This window comes from uncultured Erythrobacter sp. (assembly GCF_947499705.1).
GTDB lineage: Bacteria > Pseudomonadota > Alphaproteobacteria > Sphingomonadales > Sphingomonadaceae > Erythrobacter.
In genome coordinates this window covers 2,297,292-2,315,880 of record NZ_CANMPJ010000001.1, presented here as the reverse complement: position 1 = coordinate 2,315,880, position 18,589 = coordinate 2,297,292, and the positions used below count along the sequence as shown (strand labels likewise).

The following is an 18,589-nucleotide window of genomic DNA, read 5'->3' as shown; positions in this document are numbered from 1 at the left end:
CTACCGCTGGTTCATCAGACTTGATTTGACCAGCGGAAGTCTCTGCGATGTGTCGGCTTAGAAACTCACCGAAGCACCGAACGTAATCCGGCGATCCGGAATACCCTGGAAGCACAGCAGCCCACCTGAGTTGACGCAAGACTGCGTGATGTCAGACTTCGTCAGATTTACGCCTTCGGCACCGATGTTGATATTATCGGTTACATCATAGGTGATGCTAGCGTTCAGCTGTCCACGAGATTCTGTAACAGTTGGGAAGCCGAGGGTACTACCGAGGGAAGCGCCAGCAGCCGTATCCAGAGTGCGGAACGCATCACGCCATGTGTAACGAGCGCGAGCCGACAGGCCATATTTCTCGTAGAACAGAGTGATGTTGTAAGCATGTGGTGAGAAGTCGAGGAGCCCGCGAGTTGCGGTGAACGGCCCAGTCAGACCGCTACTTGCTTCAAAGACCTCTGTACCACGACTATCAGCGTCGGACGTATCTTGAATTTCACCCCCACCGAATTCTTGGTAGGTATAGTTGGCCAGAATGCCGAAGCCCGATGCAAATCCAAGAGTATCTTCAAATCCAGAAAGATCATACTGGAACGCGATCTCGATACCGGTTTGAGTTGTTTCACCTGGGTCATTGACCGTTGTGTTAATTGGCACACAAAGGCCGTTGCCCGGGACATCCGACAAGACGTTGCGATCAGGGATCGGGTTAAAGATGCCGCCCCCTTCGCACGGATCCGTAATGTCGCGGAAGCCGTTTGCGTCTTCGACAGCCGCTTCGGTGAGTGTCTGGAACAGATTTGTGCGTTCCTTGTGGAAGAAGCCGACGCTCAGAACCGCTGCCGGGGCAAAATACCATGACAGCGACGCATCAAATGAGGTCACTGTTTCTGGTGCCAAGGTCGGATTACCAATGGTCACGGCATTGTTGGGGCCGGTCGGGAAACTGATCGAAGTCGACAGATCGTTGAAGTCTGGGCGAAGAAGATCCTCGGTCCAGCTGGCACGGAACGCCAAAGTGTCGGTCAAATCAGCAATTACGTTCACACGCGGCAGCCACTGCGTATAGCCACCGGACGTTGTTACCTGAGAGACGACACCGTTGGCGATCTGGTTACCAAGCGAACTTACGGTCGTGTCGACGAAACGAAGGCCCACATTGCCGCGAACCGAGCCAAAGTCGAAGTTCGCTTGGCCATAGAGGGCATGGGTTTCTTCCTCAATTCGGAACGATGCCGCGAGATTGCCCAAATCATTGGGATCAAGATCACTCAGCAAACGGCCACCACCGGCAATCGCCGCCTGGCCGCCGACTGTGCCATCGAGAGCTGCCTGCAAGGTGTTGAACACTCCATCCAGATCACTGGCCACCTGGTCTGGATCAACGACCACGAAGTTGCGGAAAGCGAGTGCTCTTCCGTCAGCATCATCGAAATTGTCAGGGCCCAAAGCGAGTAGGCTCGCGAACTCGGTGCCGAACGGGCTGTTGTTGAGGTTGCCCGTACCAAAGGTTGAACGGATCCGTGTGAACTCTGATTCAGACTGGTTGTAGCGATAGCCAAAATCGACTGATTTGATGAAGCCGACAATATCATCGACATCCAAACTAAAGTCGATGCGAGCTGCCGTTTCTTCGTTCTCGGTGAGACTGTTGTTTGCGGTAACCGCATCCAACACCACGTTGGCACCGCTAAGATCGGTCAGATCAGCCACTGTTGGTGCAAACGGTGAGTCGAAGTTCACACCGAACGTCAGCGCGCCACCAGTCAAGTCGTAGATGAACGGAACCGGGTTATCATTGCTCCCATTGCCTGCGAGGAACGGGTCCAGCGCGAGCGGGTTGGGGTTGATGAAATTGAGCGTCGCGTCCAATTGCGGCGTGCGAGTGTCGGAGCTTGTCTGTGATGCCTGAACGCGAGCGTATAGACGGCCCGTTTCGTATTCTGCACCAACTCTGAAAAGTGTGCTTTCAGTGAGACGAGCGCCTGTATCACTTGAAAAGCGCAGGTTAGGATCATCATCGTCATCAGCGATGTTCGGCTCAATTGCGCCTGTTAGCGCTGCCTGGATGCTGCCCAGATTGACGCCGCCCAAAGAACCGAAATTGACGGTTTCAAATGTATCCGGGACGTTTTCGTCAGCCAAGCTACTCACGCCGGAGGCCTGGATGCGCGAACTGTCCTGATTTCGCGTCTGATCGTTGTAAAAGCCATCAAAGTAGAATTTCAGGCTGTCGTTTGGCGCGTATTCAATCGAACCGGCAATGTTGATCGTCTCAAACTCGAAATTCTCCAGTTCCTGATTGAGGAACTGAATACCGAGATATTCAAAGTCTGGACCGGCAGCGCCAGTAGATGTCACGCTCTCGCCAACCGAAATCAGCGTGTCACGGTCTACGCGCGGGCGGAATGAAGTCGCTTCCTGCTCAGTGTAACTGGCGGCTAGAACTATGCCGAATTCGCCGTCGCCTGCGTCCCATCGCTGACCGAAGCTGCCAGCGATTCTTGGGCTGATCGTGTCGGAAAGCTCACTGTATTCGCCTTGAACGCGCACTGTAGTGATACGCTCTGTCAAATCGAGGGGGCGGATGGTGCGAAGGTTGATCGTACCACCAACAGAACCTTCCGTAGTGGCTGCAGTCGGAGCCTTGGTGACCTCAACGGCAGCAATGATCGCGGCGTTGACGTCTTCAAACGAAATGCCGGCACGACCCGTACCCGAACCGACAGTACCAACACCGTTGATTTCTGTGCGGTTATCATCGGTGCCACGGATTTGAACATTGGTACCAACGCCGGCGGTCCTGGTGATCTGAACGCCGGTGACGTTCTCAAGAACCTCGGCGAGGTTTTGGTCAGGCAGCTTACCGATGTCCTCAGCCTGGATGACTTCGATCAGACTGTCCGCCTGCCGCTTTTCATTCAGCGCGCTCGCAAGCGAACTGCGAATGCCGGTGACGATGATCTGGTTGCCTTCGCTTGCCGACTCGTCGGCAACTTCTGCGTCCTGAGCCCACGCCGTGCCAGGCGCGAGTGCAATTGCCGACCCGGTCAGCAAACCTGCAATAATGCGTGATTTTTTTGCGGGCAGGCGTGCGCCCCCGTTCCAGTACCCCATCAGATTCTCCCATCACCATTTTTTGGTCTTAGGGTTACGAACATATATTGGCCTAAACATGAGTCAACCAGATACGCAGTCCTATACTAGAAAAGTATCATACCAATTGGTATTATGATTAATAAGTAGCGGAAAATATGAGAAAAGTAATGCCAAGTTTGTTCGGATTCTTGTGAATAGCGCGGCGTGTGTCGCTCTGTCTGGGGTACCAACTGCGGCATTCTCGCCACATATGCTCAGCCTGGAATTGACTCAAATCAGGCTCAATCGCCCACAAATACCTGATTGGTAAGCGCAACTTGATGAAGCGACGGACAAATGGCTGCACTGCTTCCAAAATTGGTCTGGACACTCGGCGCATATCGGTATGACAGATTGGTTGACTTACTGAAATGCGTCTCTATCCATGGTGCCTCAAACACCTTGGGAGGGGTAAAAATGGTACTTCGCGCAGCCCGTAGCGGCGCTCTTTCGCGTATTTCGATCACCGCAGCTCTGTTGGCTGGTACAGCAGTTGCTGCGTCGCCCGCGGCGGCTCAGGACGAAGATCAAGACCAAGACGCAACCGTCGCCGAGGGTGAAGGCGGTATTGTTGTTACCGGTATTCGCGCCACCATTCAGGGTTCGATTGAGGAAAAGCGCAACGCCACTGAGGTATTCGATGCGCTTTCTGCGGATGAGATTGGCGATCTTCCTGCACTGTCGATCGGTGAGGCGCTTGAAACTCTGACCGGCGCCGGTTCTCACCGAGAGCAGGGCGGGGCGACCGAAATCTCGATTCGTGGCCTCGGTCCATTTCTGAGTTCGACGGTTATCAACGGCCGTGTAGCAACCAACGGCAGCGGTGATCGGTCGGTGAACTTCAGCCAATTCCCGTCTGAGCTCTTCACTAAGGTCGGCATCTACAAAACGCAGGCCGCGAGCTACATCGAAGGCGGCGTTGCCGGACAGATCGTGCTCGAAACGGTGCGCCCCATCGACTATGGCAAGCGCCGTATTCAGGGTGAGCTGAAGGCGAATATCAACCCGGACAACCTCGATATCGATTCCGATCAGCGGTTCCAGGATATCGGGTTCCGCGGCACTTTGAGCTACGTGGACCAATTCAATGTCGGTGATGGTGAGTTGGGTATCTCGATCGGCATTCAGCGGAACGAGTCGACCAACCCTGAACAGGAGGCCAACGTCTCCAACACGATCCGCGCTTGCGTAATCGATCCGAGCACAACCAGCGATGGTGTGTTCGACGATGGCAATTGCGATACCAGCAGTGGCACTATCGCTGGCTTGCGGGATGGCAGCGTTGACCTGCCCTTCGTGATCGCGCGCAACAGCTACGCGCTGCGTTCAAACATTACCGATGACACGCGCGATTCCGTGTTCGCAGCGATCCAGTTCAAGCCGAGCCCGGACGTCGATATCAACGCCGACTTCCAATATTCCAATCGCCTGTTCCGCGAACAGCGCAGCGATTTGAACTTCGCCGAAGGCCGACGGATTGACGGGCCGGGCGATCCCAACCGGATCGAAGGCTTTGATTTGCTCTTCACCGAAAGCGGAGCGCTGCGTCAGTTCACCAACGAGCAGCGCGTCGAAGCGGTCAGCGAATATCTCGAGCGCGAAGAAGAATATTACGGCGGCGGACTGTCACTCGACGCTCAAGTCACCGACCGGCTCAAGCTCTCGCTCGACGCTTCCTATTCGCGTACTCAGCGGATCGAAGAAGCGGTGCAGATCCGCTTTCGCACCGAGGATGGCGAAAGCATTGAGGGCAATACGGACGCCAACGGCAATCCGTTCTTCCCAGAGGCGTTTGAAAGCGACCAAACGCCTAACGCGGGCCGTACAAACGGTACAGACGACCGCGTTGAAACGGCTGTCCTGATCCGCCAGAATGGTTCACAGGCGCTCAACTTTGTCACCCAGAATTTCGACGTGACGAATTACGATCTGTTTGCCAACGATCCGCGCCTTCGTGCCGATCTTGAGCAGGATCGGTTCAACAGCGTTTGGGCGGTCCGTGGCGATGTCGAATACGAAATGGATGGGTTCTTCAACTCGGTCCAGGCCGGTACCCGGTATCAGGAACTCGTATATCGTGACGTTCCCGGGGCCTCGAACGGCACCAGCCGGTTTGAGAACAACTACAACGATACGGATGGAACAGGCGCGCTGGCAGTGGCTAACCGCGAATGTCGCACGGCCTTCCCGGAAAGCGGCTTTCTTTCCTCCGTATCCGGCGGCAACGCGCTGATCACCAATGTCGATCTGGACGGCAATGTGCTGGGCACGTCGAACACTTTCGCGACATTCGATGCGCGCTGCATCGCGCGGGTGCTGGAACGTGAAGATCCATCGGGCCTCGAATTCGATGCCGACGGGAACATCATCTTCCCGACCGGTGACTTCGACTCGATCCAGAACACAGATGTGACCGAACGCAGCTGGGCCGGCTATGTGCAGGCAAACTTTGACACCGAGTTTGGTGACATGCCTGTTCGCGGGAATGTTGGCGTCCGGGTGGTCAACACTTCGGTTCGCTCCCGCGGTTTCCGTACTGCGCTTGATATTGAAATCAGTGAGATCGACGACGAAGGCGTCGCAAGCTTTGCTTTGGTAGAAGACCCGAACAATCTGATTGTACGCAATTCTATTGCGTCATACACCGAGTTCCTGCCCAGCTTGAACCTCGTTGCAGAATTCCAGCCCGATCTACTTGGGCGGTTTGCAGTCTACCGCGCGCTTTCGCGTCCGGACCCATCCGAGTTGGGCGATGGACGGATCATCAACATCAACGACAATGATGATTTCGCGACGCCGCAAGAGGCCCTGGTGGGCGGTGTGAACAACGTTTCTGCGACCGGTAACCCGGCCACTGATCCGCTGCTTTCATGGAATGTTGACGCTGGCCTCGAATGGTATCCGAATGACGATACAATTCTGGCGTTCAACGCTTATTACAAGAGCTTCAACGGTGGTTTCGAAACGGTTGGCTTGTTCGAAACTTTCAACGTCGGCGGTGAAAGCGCTGACCTGTTGGTCACCTCAATCGACACCAACAACAATACAAGCACGATCTACGGAATCGAAATCACGGCTGCACACAGCTTCAACTATCTTCCCGCGCCGCTGGACGGGTTGGGCTTCAAGCTGAGCTATAACTACGCGGACTCGGATTTCGAGTTTGAGGACGACACACTCGGCGCGATCACAACAGTAAATGCCGATGGTTCGACCAGCGTCAGTAACGGTTTGATCCCGCCTTCAAACCTGTTCGGTTTCTCTGAGCATGTGCTTTCTGCGCAGGCCTATTACGAGATCGGTCCGTTCGATTTCCAGGGCGTCTACAAATATCGCAGCGAGTATTTCCAGCAGTTCATCTCAACGCCTGGACGTATCCGCTACGTTGACGATGTCGGTGTGTTCGAGGCACGCGTTTCCTTCGAACTGAACGACAATGTTCGCATCACGGCAGAAGGTATCAACCTTTTCAACGAACCGCGGACGAACTTCCGCGGGGCGCCGGACGATTTCGGTGCGATCCAGGTTTATGGACCTCGCTATTTCGTAGGGGCGCGGGTCAAGTTCTGACCCGCACCTGGCTGCCGCCGCAGGTGGGGGTCTGCGGCGGCAGTCGACCGCTTTGACTGGCGTCAAGGTGGTATTTAAGGAGTTCCCCAGGGCGGAGAGGTAAGCTCGGATCAGCAGCAAAGGGTGAGCATGAACGGTAAGCGACTTTTCCAATCCGTGGCCGAGCAGATTGCCGGTCTGATCGAAGAGGGTGCGTTTCCTCCTGGAACGCGGCTTCCCGGAGAGCGTGAGCTCGCCGAGCGTTTGGGAGTCAGTCGTGTCACCATCCGCGAGGCCGAGATCGCGCTTCAGGCGATTGGCCGGTTGGAGATCAAGACCGGCTCCGGCGTTTATGTCAGCGAGAGCGAACCTGAAAGTCGCACGGCATTGCCCGGTGCAAGCGCGTTCGAGGTGACTGAAGCGCGACTACTGATTGAATCAGAAGCGGCCGCGCTGGCAGCACACAATATTTCCGATGACGGTATTGCCCGCCTTGAAAAGCTGGTCGAGCAAATGCGGACTGGGGACGAGGATGCTGCGAATGAGGCTGATGAAGAGTTTCACCGCACAATTGCCGAGGCGTCCAACAACGCAGCAATGATGCACACGGTGACGACATTGTGGCGGATGCGAGAAGAACTGCCCGACGTCAAAGCGACCTACGAAGCAGTCTGTGTACATGACGCAGCATCCAGAACGGCCGAGCATGAAGCAATCTTCTTTGCGCTGCGCGACCGCGATCCGGCCAGTGCACGAAATGCAATGCGGGAGCACTTCCACCGACTGATCGAGGCAATGCTCGATGCGACCGAGCGGATGGCTCTCGAAGAGGTGCAAGAGCAAGTGCTCAAGAGCCGTGAGCGCTTCACCGCGTCCGCGAAAATTGGCTAGGCCAACTGGTTATACAAAAAATACCTAAATAACATGCCAGATTGATTGACAGCGCTTTCCTGACACGTATAGTCCAAATCCATAAAAATAGGACGAGGGGATTGTTGGGATGATGACAAGGCTGTGCCTTGTGCTGCTCGCTGTGTTGCTTGGCGCTTCGCCAGCGCTAGCTGAGCGATATTTCGTCCGCGATCAGAATGAGTACGCCCACGCGTTGAAGCAGATTGAGGCTGGCGATGTTATCGTCCTGGCCAATGGCGAATGGCGCGATTTCGAGCTGGTGATCACCGGCAAGGGCCGTAAAGGTTCGCCAATCACAGTCACCTCAGAGGAGCCAGGCAGGGTATTCCTGACAGGGCAATCAAGTCTCCGTATTGGCGGGGAGTACATCCTCGTTAGCGGGCTGGTCTTTAAAGACGGCTACAGCCCTCGCGGTGAAGTCGTTTCGTTCCGCCGCACAAAAACAGACATTACGAGGAACTCTCGCGTCACTGAGGTTGTGATCGACAATTTCAGCAAGCCCGACCGGTATGAAAGCGATTACTGGGTCGGCATTTACGGCAAGAACAACCGTTTCGATCACAACCACATGGTTGGTAAAACCAACAAGGGTGTGACGCTTGCGGTGCGGCTCGACAGCGAGGAAAGCCGCGAAAACGGAAACCGTATCGACCACAACTACTTCGGGCCGCGCCCGGTGCTTGGTTCCAACGGTGGTGAAACCCTGCGGATCGGCACGAGCCGTTATTCGATGCACCGCTCCGAAACGATCGTTGAGAACAACATCTTCGACCGCACCGATGGCGAGGTCGAGATCATCTCTTCCAAGTCGGGCGGCAATGTTTTTCGCGGGAACGTTTTCCTGCGTTCACGTGGGACGCTGACGCTGCGCCACGGCGATGACAACATCGTTGAGCGCAATGTCTTCTTCGGTCATGGCAAGGACTACACCGGCGGCATCCGCGTCATCAATCGCGGCCAAACGGTGCGCGGCAATTACATGGAGGGCTTGCGAGGCGAGGCATTCTCCAGCGCGCTTGCAGTGATGAACGGCGTGCCGAACTCGCCGGTCAATCGCTATGTCGTGGTCGACAAGGCTCGGATCGAGAATAACACCATCGTCGACAGCCGCCGTGTGGCCTTCAATGTGGGCGCGGACGAAGAGCGTTCCGCCGCGCCAAGTAACAGCACGTTTTTGAACAACCTGCTCGGCGGGATCGAGGGAGAGTACTTCCTTGAAGCCTATGACGACATTTCCGGCATTGAATTTAGCGGAAACCGTCTGGCTGCCGGAGAAGTTGAGGGCGAGCTGGCCGACAAGGTCGAGTTTGCCCCGGTTGAATTCGAGCGCGCAGAGAATGGCCTGCTTTACCCGGTAGATCCTGCACTTTCTGATCTTGGTGCTCCGCGCGATCTCAAGCCGGTTGCACTCGATCAGGTGGGCGTCAAATGGTACGCAAAGTCTGGCGACGAAGGCATCTTTGGGTCATCCGGTAAGGTTATCACTGTTGCGCCGGGCGAAGACACACTAGTCGAGGCGGCAATGGCCGCTGGCAACGGCGATGTGCTTGAGCTTGGAGCCGGTGAATACATCGCCAACCGTTCGATCCCGTTGGACAAGGCGCTGACGATCAGAGGTGCGTCCGCAGAGGGTGCCGAGCCACCGACCATCATGTTCACTCGTCCAACGCTGATCGAGCTGCGCGAAGGCGGGAACCTTCAGCTTGCTAACCTGACAATCGACGGCGCTCTTGCTCCGGACTCGGTTGGTAATTCTGCAATCCGCACCACCACATATCCGATCAAATCGAACATGCAGATCGAGATGGACGGCGTCACGGTAACCGGACTGGTGGTCAACAAGTCCTTCAATGTCCTCACGCTAGGCAAAAGCTCGCTCGCTGACCGCGTCAGCATCCGCAACAGCAGCTTTGTCGACATTACCGGCACTGTGATCTCTGCTGCGGCCGAGACCGAGGATTTCGGACAGTACAATGTCGAGTATCTCGATATCGTCGACAGCAATTTTGCGAATGTGGGCGGGCCGATCGCGGACGTCTATCGCGGTGGGCGCGATGAAAGCACGTTTGGACCGTTCGTAAGATTCTCGGGCAATCAGATTGCCGAAGCCGGCAAGGCCGCAACCAATGGTTCGGGTGCTTCGCTCAACCTGCATGGGGTTCAGATTGCTGATGTAAGCCGAAATATGGTCGCTTTGTCCGCGCCTTTCCGCGTTGTGCATACTGTCGGAACGCCGAAGACCGCGATCACTGGTAATCAGTTTGTTGGTACGCCGGGCTTCGCTCTTGAAGAACTCAACTACGACGGTGAACATCGGGCGGTGCTGGCAGACAACATTTTCGCTGAAGGCGCTGATCAGTGATGCGCGCTGCATTCTTGGCCGCGTCGTTCGCTTTAGTTGCCATGCCGCAGGCTGCGCGGGCTGACGATCACACGAGCACGGCCAGCGCCTCCGCCGATGCGTTACCACCGCTTTACGCTGCCGAGCTTCAGCTCGCGAAGACTTTCGTTGACGGGATGATGGCGGACGGCGTCGTCGTGCCTCAGCCAAAGGATCCGGGCGGTGGCTACACACACGAACAGCACAAGCGGAATTTCCGCGCGATCTATCTTGGCGGGCAATTGTTCCAGGTTACTGGTGAGCAGCGCTACCGCGACTACGTCCGCGACATGCTGCTCGAATATGCGGACCTCTATCCGACGCTCGGCGATCACCCAGCCAAGGCCAACCAGAATGTCGGACGCCTGTTTTGGCAGGTGCTCAACGATGCGATGTGGCTGGTCCATGCGGTGCAAGGCTATGGCGACATCCGCGATACGCTTTCCGATGCTGAGCGTCAGCGGATCGACGACGATGTGTTCCGTCCAGCCGTGAAGTTCATGTCGGTGGATTCCGAGCACACGTTCAACCGAATTCACAACCACGCGACCTGGGCCACGGCGGGCGTCGGCATGACCGGTTACCTGCTTGACGATCAGGACATGGTCGACATTGCGCTCCTGGGATCGGACAAGAGCGGCGAAACCGGGTTTCTGCGCCAGACAGAGCTGCTGTTTTCGCCGGATGGATACTACACCGAAGGGCCGTATTACCAGCGGTTCGCTTTATTGCCGTTCATGGTGTTTGCCGACGCGATCGAGCGCAACGAGCCCGAACGCAAGATATTCGAGCATCGCGACGGCATTCTGCTGAAGGCGCTGCGGACGACTGTTCAGCAGAGCTATCGCGGCTATTTTTTCCCGTTCAACGACGCGATCCGTGACAAGAGCCTAAGGACTGCCGAACTCTATGATGGCGTGGCGATCGCTTACGCACAGACGCGCGATCCGTCCTTGCTGTCAGTGGCTGATTTTCAAGCGCGCACGGTTCTGAGCAAGAACGGCTTGATGGTCGCGAGTGATCTGGCGGCGGGCAAGGCCGAAGGCTTCCCATTCCGTTCGATGCTGCTCAGCGATGGGCCGGATGGCAGCCAAGGGGCCGTGGCGGTACTTCGGCAGGGTGCCGGCAATGCTCAGGGTGAACCAAGTTCAGCTTTGATCGCCAAGAACACTGCCCAAGGCATGGGCCACGGGCACTTCGATAAACTTGCCTGGCAATTCTACGACAATGGTAACGAGATCGTCCGCGATTACGGCGCGGCGCGCTTCCTCAATATCGAAGCGAAGGCGGGCGGGCGCTACCTACCTGAGAACACGACTTGGGCCAAATCGTCGATTGCGCACAACACTTTGGTCGTGGACGAACGCAGCCACTTTGATGGCGAGGTGGAGGCGGCGAGCGCAGTCTGGCCGGAACAGCTCTATTTCTCCGACCAGGCCGGACTACAGGTATCGAGCGCAGAGATTTCAACTGCATATGACCGTGTGACAATCCGCCGGACGCTTTTGATGCCGGACATTCCCGGATTGGAAGCGCCGCTAGTGCTGGATCTGGTTCGAGCGAACAGCCCCGATTCTCACCAATATGATCTGCCGCTGCACTACAGCGGCCACATCATGGAATTCGACTTCGCGGCCAAGACGAACGTCGCGGAACGACCCGTTTTAGGTGAGGACAGCGGCTACCAACACATCTGGGTTGATGCCGTCGCTGATGAGCAGGACGGCAAGGGCGCGCTCACCTGGATTCTCGACGGCCGGTTCTACACCTATCGTTTTGCAAGCGATGGGCCGCTTGGCGTGATCCTGGGTGAAAGCGGGGCGAACGATCCTGAATTCAACTTGCGCCGCGAGCCGCTGATTCTGCTTCGTGCCGATCGCCAGTCTGGCGGCACCAGCTTCGCCAGCCTGCTTGAAGCGCATGGCAAGTATGACGGCGCGGCGGAACAAACCGTTTCAAGCCGCAGCCGCGTCGCTGATCTATCGCATGACCAAATTGGCAAGAACGACATCGTGCGCCTGACCTTGAAATCAGGGCAGCGCTTCGCGATCGCAGTATCGCATGATCCCAATCCCGAGCAGGCGCATTCCGTCTCGCTTGATGGCGAGGAAATTACCTGGATGGGGTTTACAGCTGTGGTCGCACTCACCGGAGGGGAGAACTGAGAATGGCAACTTTGGTGAGCGAGGCGAGCCCGCCCTTTGTGGTCGCAAAGGAGACGCCGAAAGAAGATCTTGGAGACGGGATTAGCCGCCAGATACTCGGTTATGGTCCCGAGATCATGATCGTGCGTGTGTGGTTCGAGCAAGGCGCCGTTGGCCAGGTGCACGCACATCGCCACAGCCAATCGAGCTATGTCGAAAGCGGTTCATTTGAAGTCTTCATCGATGGCGAAAAGCGCGTGCTCGGGGCAGGGGACTGCTTCTACATCGCACCGCACCTTGATCATGGCGCTGTCTGTCTCGAGGCCGGCGTGCTGATCGACACGTTCAGCCCTGCTCGCGAAGACTTCCTAGGACAGGGTGACTGATCATGATGAAGGGCAAACTTCGCTACTGGATAGTCATCCTCGTCGCGGTTGCGACAGTGATCAACTACATTGATCGCGGTGCGCTTGGTTTTCTTTGGCCAGAGATTTCCAAAGAGCTTGAGCTGACCGAATTCGATTACGCGATCATTCTCAACGTTTTCACTTTTGCCTACGCATTCGGCCAGTCGATCTTCGGCAAGATATTCGACTGGATCGGGACGCGGATGGGTTTCATCCTCTCGATCGTCGTCTGGTCGGCTGCGACTATTCTGCACGCCTTTGCACGCGGATTGCTGAGCTTCGCCATCTTCCGTGCGATCCTGGGTGTCGCCGAAGCCGGAAACTGGCCGGGCGCGACCAAGGCCAATGCCGAGTGGTTCCCGATAAATGAGCGGGCGCTGGCACAGGGCATCTTCAATTCAGGTGCTGCGATTGGCGGGATTGTCTCCGCTCCGATCATTGGCTTGTTGTTCGTGTGGCTCGGCAGCTGGCAGGCAACCTTTGTCGCTATCGGCCTGCTCGGCTTCCTGTGGCTGGTGCCGTGGATGATCGTCTACAAATCCGGTCCCGATGCCCACCCCTGGATCACCGCCGAGGAACGCGAATACATCCTGACGGGACAGCGCAATGTCGAGACCAACGAGGTCGCCGACTACGCGCCTGATACGAAGGAAATCCTCACTCGCAAGGAAAGCTGGGGTGTCATCCTCGCCAGCTTCTTCATCGATCCGATCTGGTGGTTGTTCGTTGGCTGGCTTCCGATCTACCTGCTCAACACCTACGGCTTCGGCGTCGAAGAGATCGCTGTCTATGCTTGGATTCCCTATGTCGGGGCAATGTTTGGCGCCTGGTTTGGCGGATTGCTCGCGGGCAATCGCCTGAAAGCAGGGTGGACTGTCAACCGCACGCGCAAAACTGTTATCACGCTGGGCGGCGTCATCATGCTCGTCTCGCTGCTGCTAACGACAATGGCGTCCACGCCGCTTACTGCGGTTCTGATCATGGGCGTGATCCTGTTCGGATTTCAGACAGCGGTCGGCAATATCCAGACACTGCCAAGTGACTTCTACAGCGGGAAATCGGTCGGTTCGCTTGCGGGGTTTGCTGGAACGGCTGCAAAGCTCGCCGTCGTGCTCTTGAATTTCCTGATCCCGGTTATAACCGTCAACAGCTACACACCGGCATTTCTTGTCGGCGCTGGTCTGGCGATTATGACCGTGCTTTCGGTGCTCGTCCTGTGCCCCGAGATCAAACCATTGAAACCTACTCAACCAAAAACGGCCTAGTGCCATCACCAATTTCCAGACGGGGAACAACGACATGAAATTTGCAGGCAAAGTGGCAGTGGTTACAGGCGGCAGCCGCGACATTGGTCGGGCGGTGTGCGTCAAGCTTGCCAGTGAAGGTGCCAGCGTTGTTGTGAACTACAACAGCAATCAGGCAGACGCGGACGCGACCGTCGCCGCTGTCGAAGCCGCTGGTGGCAAAGGCGTCGCGGTAAAGGCCGACGTTACAAAACCGGCCGACGTTGATGCACTGATCGCCGCGACGCGCGAGGCTTTCGGCGACAGCATTCACATCCTAGTGAACAATGCAGGCGGAATGGTTGCGCGCAAAAAGCTCGACGAGATGGATGAGGAGTTTTTCAACTTTGTCATGCAGTTGAACGTCACATCGACCTTCCTGGCATGCAAAGCAGCCGCGCCTTTGATGGGCGAAGGTTCGGCCATCGTGAACCTCGCCAGCCTTGCTGGCCGCGATGGTGGCGGTGGCGGCGCGATTGCTTATGCAACGTCGAAAGGCGCTGTGATGACCTTTACTCGCGGGCTTGCAAAGGAACTCGGGCCGCAGGGGATCCGGGTCAACGCGCTTTGCCCTGGCATGATCGCGACGACTTTCCACGACAAGTTTACGCCAGACGCCGCGCGTGAGAATGTCGCCAATTCGACGCCTCTAAAGCGTCAGGGGCGTGCCGAGGAAACAGCCAACCTCGTTGCCTATCTCGCTTCGGAGGAAGCATCTTTCATCACCGGCGCAAATATTGACATCAATGGCGGCTTGGCGTTTTCGTAAACGCTGCAACCTTCCTCACAACTTCAAACAGAGCTCCTCCCCATGACTCAGTTCCTTTCGTTCGGTGAAATCATGCTGCGGCTGAAAACGCCGGGGCATCAACGCTTCTTCCAATCGCCCGAGTTTGAGGCGACATTTGGCGGAGGCGAGGCGAATGTCGCGGTTGCGCTGAGCAATTACGGTCTCGACGCGGGATTTGTGAGCGCGCTGCCCGATAATGACATCGGCGAAAACGCAGTCATGGAACTGCGCAAGTTCGGCGTGGACACCGCCCATGTCAGCCGGTCAGGCGACCGGGTCGGAATTTACTTCCTCGAGACGGGCTCTAACCAACGTCCGTCCAAGGTCGTGTATGACCGCGCCAACTCCTCGATCTGCAACGCAGGTATGGATGAGTTCGATTGGCCGACCATATTCAAGGGTGCCCAATGGCTTCACATCACCGGGATCACTCCCGCACTGAGCCAATCGGCGGCTGATCTCTCCATGGCTTGCGTAAAAGCGGCCAAGGAAGCGGGCGTCACTGTCTCGTGCGACTTCAACTTCCGCGGCAAGCTGTGGAAGTACGGCAAGACCGCTCCTGAAGTGATGCGCGAGCTGGTGAAGTACGTCGATGTCGGCATCGCCAATGAGGAAGACTGCCAGAAGTCGCTCGACATCAGCGTTGATGTGGACGTGGAATCGGGCGAACTCGACACCGCCAAATACGAAGCGCTGGGTCAGAAGGTGCTGGATATTTATCCGGACATGCACACGATCGCGATCACCTTGCGTGAAAGCCTTAGTGCCGACCGCAACAACTGGTCGGCCTGCCTGCGTACCCGTGAAAATGGCTTCATGCTGTCAAAGAAGTACGAGCTAACCGACATTGTCGACCGCGTTGGCGGCGGCGACAGCTTTGCCTCAGCACTGATCTACGGGCTTAATGCCTATGAGGATCGCCAGCAGAGCCTCGAGTTCGCAGTGGCTGCAAGCGCGCTGAAACACACCATCATGGGCGACTTCAATCGGGTTACGGTTCCCGAGGTCGAAAAACTGATGAGCGGCGACGGATCAGGACGCGTGCAGCGCTAAGCACTCGTTTGCGCGCGTGTTTTTCAGCGCCAACCTGTAGCCCACGATCCGTTCATCACCGTCCTGAAGCCGGAAAGATCGTTCTTGAGGCGAACCGTCTTGGTGGTTCCGTCGCCGATTTTCTGGACCAGTAGATGTCCGGCTCCACCCTGCGAAAATGGTGTGATCGTTGAGTAGTCAGAGCTCCAGTTGAGGTCGCGCACGCTGGTCAGGCCGCTGCCTCCTGCTTGCAGTTCCCACAGCTTGGCTTTGCCGGTGTCTGAGCGGTATCCGAAAAGGTACATCTTTCCTCCCCTCGGCAAGGTAGTCATGTGTGTCCAGCCGCTTGCCCTTGTCGCCGACCATGTTGTTGTTGCATCCACCTCGGTTCCGGATCGGGTCAGGCGGACGATACGAACCGCGCCGGTGCTGCCCTTGTAGAGCAGAAGGTATCGATCGTTCCCCTCCCAATAGGGAACGATCTGTGTGTACCCTTTGCCTAGGTTGGTCTTTAGCGCGGACTCGAAACCAGTGAACGCCCGGTTGATCCGATCAACGTTGAAATGGCCATACCGGGAATCGTACGAAATCAGGTGATCCTGATCGGCGATCTTGAGCTTTTCCATGTGGGTCCAGCCCGCGTAGACCTGAACCTCGTTGAGCTTCGTGATGGTCGCCGCGCCGGGGACGATCTCCCAGAAACCGACCGCGCCAGTGGCAAAATTGTAGCCCATAATGTGGCGGCGGTTCGATCCATTAGGGAGGAAGTCGATGAAGCTGGTCCAGCCTTGTCCCCAATCGGCCTGAAGTGTCTGCGTCGTCTCCGTACCTGATACGGTATCGAACCGATTGATCCGGATGCGGCCATTGGTGGGCCGGTATCTCAGGAAGAAGCGCTTACCGCCCTCCCTCCAGCTAAGGAAGCGATTGCCGGGGCAATTGTGCGAGCGGATATCTTCGGCATTGTCGTCGCCCCACCGGCCCCAAGAACTCGTATCTGCCTGATATGTGTCTACCGGGGTTCCGTCGAAGACAGCCCGCACGGCCTCTCCGTCCCCCATCTTGTCCCAGAACCCGGCCTCATCCAGCCCTTCCTGATCCAGCGTAACGCCGCGCACTTGGGTATAGTGAATATGCAATGTCGAAGATCCGGTGTCGCTGGTGCGTCCGATCACCTCGCCCATCGCCACGCGCCGACCTTCCGCCAGTCGCGGCTGCCCCTCCTCTTCGGCGACGTGCAGGTAGTGCGTGCGCCAATCGCCTGCGTGATCGATCATGATGTAGCGCAGGCCATTGCCCAAGGTCCGGTCTATGCGCACGACACCGGCCGCGCTGGCCAAGACCGGCTGATCACGGCTGATGTTTCGCCCGTCGCCATCGCGCATCGCGAAATCGAGACTGTCGGGATCAGGCGCGTGATTTCGTCCCGGCGGACCGTATGTCGAAACATCCCAGACCTGTCCGCAATGCGTCGGCGACTGGAAATCGGGGCGATCCTGCGCGGCGACAGATTGTGACGCGCACAGGCCGATAGCTAGGGCCGCGTTGCTTCCAAGGAGAAGAGCAGGGCGGATCGCTTCGATGGTTGGATGAGTCATAGCGTCAGTCTTTCGATCGGGTGGGAGGTCAAAGGAAAGTGGCTGCGTCGAGGATCTTGCCGCACACTCTTTGGTCATCCCGGCTGTCGGAATTGGCGATCGCGCCGACTGAGAAACCGTCGGGCAAAACCACCATGCAGCTCTGAATTGCGCGGCGGGGTTTCTCTGAACGGGAGAACAACATGCCCCCATGCCAGTAACGGTTCTTGGTTCGGTCGCTGGAGCCATTGGAGCCATCGTCCCAGCCAAGCTTTCGAACCGTGCGGGCAAAGCAGGCCGCAGGTGAAAGCAGTTTCTTGTCACCTGGCCAGTTGTTGGCCGAGTTGCAGTCAGCGCGACCCGCTATCCGGGCGAGATGCGGTGCCGAAAGTCTCCAACCCGCATGCGCACCGCAGTTTTGCAGGGTGCCATTGAATGCCGATCCCGCGCCGGTGGGATCGTTCCAGTCATACGCATAGGCATGACCGCCATTGGCCGGTTCGGTGCAGCTCGCACCCTGTACGCCGCTGGGGACCATGACATGTTCGCCAACATAGAGCGCGAACAGCGCGCCATGATTGGCTTTGCGCACGCCGGAGCCATCGGATCCCTGAGCCATACGCCACAACTTCGGCACGATTATTCGGAACAGCGCATAGTTCGCGTTCTTGTAGCTGCGGTTGCCCGCCGCGTACTTGTCTGGACCGAGGAACCGCGCGGCGACACCCTTTTCGACGGCGAATTTCAAGCCGTCCCAGTCGTTGCCCCACGGACCTTCATTGCCATTGGCTTTGAGCTGTAGGAAGCGCTGATTCATGCCGGATGTGTGGGTCAACAGCTGGCGGAACGTAACGCTTTGACCGTTGCGAAAGCCGCGGCCACGGGTCCAGCCAGAGGGCAGATAAGGCGCGATGGGTGCCTCGATTGTCAGCCCGTTGGCTTCCAGCGCCTGCAGAACCGCGATCGCGGTGATCGATTTGGAAACACTGGCGACATTGCCGCGGGTGCGTGGCCCCCACACTTTTCGTCCATCAGCATCGCGCCGGGCGAGGCCGGAAATGAGTGTGCGCCTGACCCTGCCGTGCCGGGCAATGGCTACCGAATAGCCGACAAACTGCCGCTGAAATTCCTGCCGCAGGTTTTGTTCGAGCTGGTCGATCTTGGATGTTTGCGCAGCGGCGGGAATGGCATGGGAACCTGCGCCGATCGCCAGCAAGGGCAAGAGCGAACTGATAAGAAAACGATAGGGGCGCATCGGGGTTCTCCGGGTGATTACAAATCCCGGAAAGGATGCGGAGGGCGCGAGCCTGCGTCATCGGTGCAGGCCCCCAATTTTTGCGGCTGGACCACCTAACTTTCACTCCAGCCAGTCCGCGATAC

General features: G+C 57.1%; 11 protein-coding genes. 8 read left to right on the top strand and 3 right to left on the bottom strand.

What is annotated here, in order from left to right; all coding sequences use genetic code 11:
* Positions 1 to 57: 57 nt before the first annotated feature.
* The gene (locus Q0837_RS10905; protein ID WP_298468788.1) at positions 58 to 3,114 is read right to left on the bottom strand and encodes a TonB-dependent receptor; all 3,057 of its coding nucleotides are present in this window, start codon (positions 3,112 to 3,114) and stop codon (positions 58 to 60) included.
* Positions 3,115 to 3,552: 438 nt separating this feature from the next.
* Here Q0837_RS10905 and Q0837_RS10900 point away from each other — a divergent pair, with 438 nt between their 5' ends.
* The 8 genes from Q0837_RS10900 (at position 3,553) to Q0837_RS10865 (ending at position 15,653) form a co-directional block, all read left to right on the top strand.
* Positions 3,553 to 6,705: a TonB-dependent receptor gene (locus Q0837_RS10900; RefSeq protein ID WP_298468786.1), complete on the top strand. Its 3,153-nt coding sequence runs from the start codon at positions 3,553 to 3,555 to the stop codon at positions 6,703 to 6,705.
* A gap of 129 nt (positions 6,706 to 6,834) precedes the next feature.
* The gene (locus tag Q0837_RS10895; protein ID WP_298468783.1) at positions 6,835 to 7,575 is read left to right on the top strand and encodes a FadR/GntR family transcriptional regulator; all 741 of its coding nucleotides are present in this window, start codon (positions 6,835 to 6,837) and stop codon (positions 7,573 to 7,575) included.
* A gap of 109 nt (positions 7,576 to 7,684) precedes the next feature.
* Positions 7,685 to 9,958 (top strand): polysaccharide lyase 6 family protein, encoded by a 2,274-nt coding sequence (locus Q0837_RS10890; RefSeq protein WP_298468780.1) that lies wholly within the window; start codon positions 7,685 to 7,687, stop codon positions 9,956 to 9,958.
* The gene (locus Q0837_RS10885) at positions 9,958 to 12,141 is read left to right on the top strand and encodes an alginate lyase family protein (RefSeq protein ID WP_298468777.1); all 2,184 of its coding nucleotides are present in this window, start codon (positions 9,958 to 9,960) and stop codon (positions 12,139 to 12,141) included. The genes Q0837_RS10890 and Q0837_RS10885 overlap by 1 nt, the downstream gene beginning before the upstream one ends.
* 2 nt (positions 12,142 to 12,143) lie before the next feature.
* Positions 12,144 to 12,506, top strand: coding sequence for a cupin domain-containing protein (locus Q0837_RS10880; protein WP_298468775.1), 363 nt, complete (start codon positions 12,144 to 12,146; stop codon positions 12,504 to 12,506).
* 2 nt (positions 12,507 to 12,508) lie between these two features.
* Positions 12,509 to 13,792, top strand: a complete 1,284-nt coding sequence (locus Q0837_RS10875; protein WP_298468769.1) for an MFS transporter — start codon at positions 12,509 to 12,511, stop codon at positions 13,790 to 13,792.
* Between the two features lie 34 nt (positions 13,793 to 13,826).
* Positions 13,827 to 14,579, top strand: coding sequence for an SDR family NAD(P)-dependent oxidoreductase (locus Q0837_RS10870; protein ID WP_298468767.1), 753 nt, complete (start codon positions 13,827 to 13,829; stop codon positions 14,577 to 14,579).
* A gap of 42 nt (positions 14,580 to 14,621) precedes the next feature.
* A complete protein-coding gene (locus Q0837_RS10865) occupies positions 14,622 to 15,653 on the top strand; it encodes a sugar kinase (protein WP_298468766.1) in 1,032 nt (343 codons plus the stop codon).
* A gap of 23 nt (positions 15,654 to 15,676) precedes the next feature.
* On the opposite strand, the gene Q0837_RS10860 is transcribed toward Q0837_RS10865, so the two are convergent.
* Positions 15,677 to 17,230 carry a M23 family metallopeptidase gene (locus Q0837_RS10860; RefSeq protein ID WP_298468763.1) on the bottom strand — a complete coding sequence of 518 codons (1,554 nt, stop codon included), beginning with the start codon at positions 17,228 to 17,230 and terminating at the stop codon, positions 15,677 to 15,679.
* 28 nt (positions 17,231 to 17,258) lie between these two features.
* Positions 17,259 to 18,464 carry a serine hydrolase gene (locus tag Q0837_RS10855; RefSeq protein WP_298468760.1) on the bottom strand — a complete coding sequence of 402 codons (1,206 nt, stop codon included), beginning with the start codon at positions 18,462 to 18,464 and terminating at the stop codon, positions 17,259 to 17,261.
* Positions 18,465 to 18,589: the final 125 nt, after the last annotated feature.

Bases quoted from the DNA above. Each gene is read 5' to 3' on its own strand.
- Q0837_RS10855 (WP_298468760.1), bottom strand. From the start codon at position 18,464: ATGCGCCCCTATCGTTTTCTTATCAGTTCGCTCTTGCCCTTGCTGGCG.
- Q0837_RS10900 (WP_298468786.1), top strand. From the start codon at position 3,553: ATGGTACTTCGCGCAGCCCGTAGCGGCGCTCTTTCGCGTATTTCGATC.
- Q0837_RS10880 (WP_298468775.1), top strand. From the start codon at position 12,144: ATGGCAACTTTGGTGAGCGAGGCGAGCCCGCCCTTTGTGGTCGCAAAG.
- Q0837_RS10905 (WP_298468788.1), bottom strand. From the start codon at position 3,114: ATGGGGTACTGGAACGGGGGCGCACGCCTGCCCGCAAAAAAATCACGC.
- Q0837_RS10885 (WP_298468777.1), top strand. From the start codon at position 9,958: ATGCGCGCTGCATTCTTGGCCGCGTCGTTCGCTTTAGTTGCCATGCCG.
- Q0837_RS10860 (WP_298468763.1), bottom strand. From the start codon at position 17,230: ATGACTCATCCAACCATCGAAGCGATCCGCCCTGCTCTTCTCCTTGGA.
- Q0837_RS10865 (WP_298468766.1), top strand. From the start codon at position 14,622: ATGACTCAGTTCCTTTCGTTCGGTGAAATCATGCTGCGGCTGAAAACG.
- Q0837_RS10870 (WP_298468767.1), top strand. From the start codon at position 13,827: ATGAAATTTGCAGGCAAAGTGGCAGTGGTTACAGGCGGCAGCCGCGAC.
- Q0837_RS10875 (WP_298468769.1), top strand. From the start codon at position 12,509: ATGATGAAGGGCAAACTTCGCTACTGGATAGTCATCCTCGTCGCGGTT.
- Q0837_RS10895 (WP_298468783.1), top strand. From the start codon at position 6,835: ATGAACGGTAAGCGACTTTTCCAATCCGTGGCCGAGCAGATTGCCGGT.
- Q0837_RS10890 (WP_298468780.1), top strand. From the start codon at position 7,685: ATGATGACAAGGCTGTGCCTTGTGCTGCTCGCTGTGTTGCTTGGCGCT.